Origin of the sequence: Nocardioides sp., assembly GCF_036267815.1 — a bacterium.
Classification (GTDB): Bacteria; Actinomycetota; Actinomycetes; order Propionibacteriales; family Nocardioidaceae; genus Nocardioides.
Genome location: NZ_DATAVI010000003.1, coordinates 1 through 4,249 on the forward strand (window position 1 = coordinate 1; position 4,249 = coordinate 4,249).

4 protein-coding genes and 1 pseudogene are annotated in these 4,249 nt (G+C 71.3%); 2 read left to right on the forward strand and 3 right to left on the reverse strand.

All coding sequences use genetic code 11. From position 1 onward, the window contains the following. Window positions 1–472 precede the first annotated feature (472 nt). Window positions 473–661 (forward strand): hypothetical protein, encoded by a 189-nt coding sequence (locus VHW64_RS00550; RefSeq protein ID WP_329648545.1) that lies wholly within the window; start codon window positions 473–475, stop codon window positions 659–661. A 37-nt stretch (window positions 662–698) separates the two neighbouring features. Here the strand turns inward: VHW64_RS00550 and VHW64_RS00555 are convergent, their stop codons facing one another. Then, complete coding sequence (locus VHW64_RS00555) at window positions 699–1,145, reverse strand: hypothetical protein (protein WP_329648546.1); 447 nt, start codon at window positions 1,143–1,145, stop codon at window positions 699–701. Between the two features lie 367 nt (window positions 1,146–1,512). Between VHW64_RS00555 and VHW64_RS00560 the strand changes: the two genes are divergently transcribed. Then, on the forward strand, window positions 1,513–3,189 hold the full coding sequence (locus VHW64_RS00560; protein ID WP_329648547.1) for a glycoside hydrolase family 44 protein: 1,677 nt from the start codon (window positions 1,513–1,515) through the stop codon (window positions 3,187–3,189). A gap of 34 nt (window positions 3,190–3,223) precedes the next feature. Here the strand turns inward: VHW64_RS00560 and lepB are convergent, their stop codons facing one another. After that, the gene (lepB, locus tag VHW64_RS00565; protein WP_329648548.1) at window positions 3,224–3,982 is read right to left on the reverse strand and encodes a signal peptidase I; all 759 of its coding nucleotides are present in this window, start codon (window positions 3,980–3,982) and stop codon (window positions 3,224–3,226) included. 21 nt (window positions 3,983–4,003) lie between these two features. Beyond that, a pseudogene (locus VHW64_RS00570) lies at window positions 4,004–4,249 on the reverse strand (tetracycline resistance MFS efflux pump); the annotation flags it as partial.

Consider the following 4,249-nt stretch of genomic DNA (forward strand, 5'->3'; position numbering starts at 1 on the left):
GCCGCGCCGTCGTGGTCGTGCTAGTCGGGCAGGGGGACGGGTCGACGCCGGCGGGCGCGGGCCGCTCGGCGTCCCAGTCGCCGCTGTTCGGCATCGGCGACTCGGGTGGCGATCACTTCTCGGGCAACACGGTGGGGCAGCTGGCTCAAGAGCGCTCCTGAGGTGGGACTTCGGGGTGATGGGAGTGGTGTCGACGGCCGCGTAGGTCGTCGGCGGACGCGGCCGGGGACAGCTCGGAAGGCTCTGTCGATAACCGCGGAAATGTAGGAGAATTGCGATCTGACTGGCGCCGTGATATGTTTCTTATCGGACCTTCCTTTTCTTTATTGGAAAAGTTGCGGACAAACGTCAGAACTTACCAGAGTCTCGCGTTGTCGTCCACCCTCTCCTCTCGAGCTCTTCGGTTGACGCGCGCGGCCGCGCCGTCCGGATAGCGCGTCTCCCGGCAGCCGTCGGGTGAGACGATGCCGCCATGCCCATCGCCCGGCACCGACGTACGGCGTTCCTCGCCTTACTGGTCCTGGCCGGGTCGTGTCTGATGACGGTCGTCGCGGCGGTCGTGCGGACGGGGAGGGACGGGAAGGTCACCGACTGGCTGGCGCTCCTCGCCGTGGCGGCGATCGCCGGCGCCTGGCGCCTCCACCGCCGGCCCGCCGACTAGCCTGGCTCTGCGCAGACGTTGGGGCAGACCGGCCCGGTCACGGGTCCTCTCGGTCGTCGTGGGCCAGCCCCCAGGCGCGGGTGTGCGCGAGCCTCAGGACCTGTGCGGGCCGCACGCTGTGATCCGACCGGCTGACGGCTCCGGACGCGCGCGCCGGTGCCGAGCCGCGCGGCGTCCGCAGGATGGCGCGCCTGAGCAGGCGTGCCGAGCCGTCGGCGACCGCGCGGAAGCTCGGCTCGTGGCCGAACACCGTCACGCTGCCGCGGCCGAGGGGCTTGACCGTCTCCAACGCCGTGTCCGCGAGCGTCTTGGCCCTGGTCGCGAACCCGGAGCGGAACATCCGATGCGGGAAGGCGCCGACCACCCGGGCGGCGCCGGGGTTCAGGACCAGGTTGCAGTCGCTGTCCCACTCGATCTCGTCGGATCCCTGCGGGGTCCGGATCCGCATCAGGGCACCCGGCGACTCGGCCTTGGGGGTCTCCATGCCCACCTTCGAGATGCCGAGCGCCGACGCCAGCGGGGCACCCTCCTGCCAGCCGACGTACCGGCCGCCGTGGGAGACCCAGTCGGCCAGCGCGGTCCGGCCGCCCAGCCGGTGGTCCTGGTAGAGCCGGAGGTGTCGTGGGACTGGGAGCAGCCGTCCGCGAGCAGCGCGACGACCCCGACGACGACCCCGACGACGAGGCAGAAGGACCGATGTCCGGGCAGCGTGGATCGGGTGCGCGTGGGCATCCGCGGATCCTGCCCCACCCGGCCTTGTCGGTCGGGGCACTGGCGCTGCGGTGGGCCGACGCGCCCCGCGAGAAGGGCGATCGGCTGCGCCCGGCTGTCGGTGCCCCCAGACTGTCCCCATGCGATCCGTCGCCCCCCTCGCGACCGCCGGCCTCGCCGCCGCCCTGGTCGCCCTCGCCGTCGCTCCGGGCACCCTCGCCGCTGCGCCGGGCAACACCACACCGCAGCGACGTGAGCCGGCGAAGGCCCGGGTGACGTTGACGGTCGACGCAGCCCGCGGTCGGCACACGATCAGCCCGCTCATCTACGGCGTCAACTTCGCCTCGCAGGTGTCGGGCCTGGGCAAGGCGTTCCGGGTGCCGGTCGACCGGTGGGGCGGCAACAGCACGAGCCGCTACAACTACACCGACAACACCTACAACACCGGGTCGGACTGGTACTTCGAGAACATCGTCGCCACCGGCGACGGCACCCTGGGCTCCCTGATCCGGACCGACCGCAAGCGGCACACGAGCAGCCTGGTGACGGTGCCGATGATCGGCTGGGTGTCGAAGGACTCGCCCCGCCAGCACCCCTTCACCTGCTCGTTCCCCAAGACCGACTTCCCCGACCAGGGCGGCTTCGACCCCTATGACAGCAACTGCGGCGACGGCGTCCACGGCAGCACCGACCTGACCGCCGACCCGAGCACGACCTCGACCGCGGTGCGGGCAGGCTTCGACAAGCGGATGGTGAGCCACCTGGTCTCGTCGTACGGCAGGGCATCGCACGGTGGGGTCGGCTTCTACGACCTCGACAACGAGCCCGACCTGTGGAACAGCACGCACCGCGACGTCCATCCCAGCCCGCTCAGCGAGGGCGAGCTGTGGACGAAGTCCCACCAGACGTCGCGCGCCGTGAAGTCCGCAGACCCCACGGCCAAGGTGCTCGGGCCGAGCGACTGGGGCTGGTGCGCCTACTACTACTCGGCGGTCGACGACTGCGGCAGCTCGACGTCCGACCGCGACGCCCACGGCGGGCTCCCCTTCGGAGCGTGGTACCTCAAGCAGTTCGCGCGCGCCCAACGCAACGGCGGCACCCGTCTGCTCGACTACTTCGACGAGCACTTCTACCCGCAGGAGAGCGGGGTCGCGCTCAGTCCGGCCGGCGACGCCGCCACGCAGGCTCTCCGGCTTCGCTCCACCCGCGCGCTGTGGGACCCGCACTACGTCGACGAGTCCTGGATCAGCCAGGCGAACGGCGGCAGGCCGCTGGCGTGGATCCGCACGATGCGGGCATGGGTCGCGAAGTACTACCCGGGCACGAAGATCGCGATCAGCGAGTACAGCTGGGGAGCCCTGGACTCGATGAACGGCGCGCTCGCCGAGGCCGACGTCCTGGGCATCTTCGGGCGGGAGCGCCTCGGTCTCGCCACGCTGTGGGGGCCCGCCAAGGCCAGCGACCCCTGGGCCTACGCGTTCCGGATGTACCGCAACTACAACGGCCACGGCGCCACGTTCGGCAGCCGCTCGGTGCGGGCGGTCAGCAGCAACCAGGGCCGCTTGGCGGTGTACGCCGCGACCAAGGCCCCGCACGGAGCGCTGACGATGATGGTCGTCAACAAGACCGGCTCCGCGATCTCGGCGCCGATCCGGCTGCGTCACTTCGCAGCCGGCGCGAAGGCCCGCGTCTTCCGGTACTCGGCGGCACACCTGCACAAGATCGCGCGGGGCGCGGCGGTCGCGGTGCGTCATGGCCGCCTGACGGAGACGTACCCGGCGAGCTCGATCACGCTGCTCGTGCTGCCACGACGCTAGCGGGGCAGGCTCCTCGGGCGGGCCGGTCAGTGGCTCAGCGGGTCAGCGCGGCGAAGCCCGACGGCCGGTGGATCAGGTGCGCTCGGCCGGGTGGCCACATCAGCATGACGACCTTGCCGACGACCTCGGAGGTCGGCACGAAGACGGGCCCGGAGCCACAGCCCACCGCCCTCGGATGGCACAGGTGGTAGGCCGAGTCGGCCGAGTGCGCCCGGTTGTCGCCCATCACGAACAGGTCCCCGGAGGGCACCGGCCCGACCGTCCACCCGGTCGTGCAGCTGTCGACCTCCGGACCGTCGCACCTCTCCCCGCCCCGTGACACCTCGGGCTCGCTGAGGGGACGACCGTTCACCACCAGCTGGCCGTGCGCGTTGCAGCAGTGGATCGTGTCACCGGCGACCCCGATGACGCGCTTCACCAGGTGGCCCCCGGAGGGGTAGAGCCCGATCTTGGCCATCACCCTCACCAGGGGGTTGGTCGGACCCACGGCCTCCTCGGCACCGAGCCAGCCGCCCGGGTCCTTGAAGACGATGACGTCGCCGCGCCGCGGCGTACCCCCGAACCAGTACGACGGCTTCTCGACCAGGATCCGGTCGTTCTTGATCAGGCCGGGCTCCATCGACTCCGAGGGGATGTAGAAGGCCTGGACGAGGAAGACCTTGAGCACGATGGCGAGCAGGATCGCGATCACCAGCAGGAGCACCGTCTCCTGCCACAGCGGGAGCCCCCGCTTCGCCGGACCGGCGTCCGGCTCCGACCCCTCAGGCGACCCGCGAGCGTCGTCCACAGTCACCCGGGAAGCATACGGACCGGGTCACAGGCCGGCTTCCTCCGACGCGCGCGAGTTGCTCAGCGTGAGCGCGCCGCCGATGGCGACGATCCCCACGATCACGGCGAGGACGGCGTAGGTGATCCGCTCGCCGTGGAAGAACGACGCCACCAGGGCGTCGCTCCAGGCGCCCGCGGGCAGCCGGGTGGTGACCAGCGCGGCGATCAGGGTGCCGACCACGGCGGTGCCGAGGCTGGTGCCGACCTCCTGCGCGGTGTCGTTGAGGGCCGC

What these genes read in the sequence shown, in the direction of transcription:
- VHW64_RS00550 (WP_329648545.1), top strand. Translation starts at nt 473, where the DNA reads ATGCCCATCGCCCGGCACCGACGTACGGCGTTCCTCGCCTTACTGGTC.
- VHW64_RS00555 (WP_329648546.1), bottom strand. Translation starts at nt 1,145, where the DNA reads ATGGAGACCCCCAAGGCCGAGTCGCCGGGTGCCCTGATGCGGATCCGG.
- VHW64_RS00560 (WP_329648547.1), top strand. Translation starts at nt 1,513, where the DNA reads ATGCGATCCGTCGCCCCCCTCGCGACCGCCGGCCTCGCCGCCGCCCTG.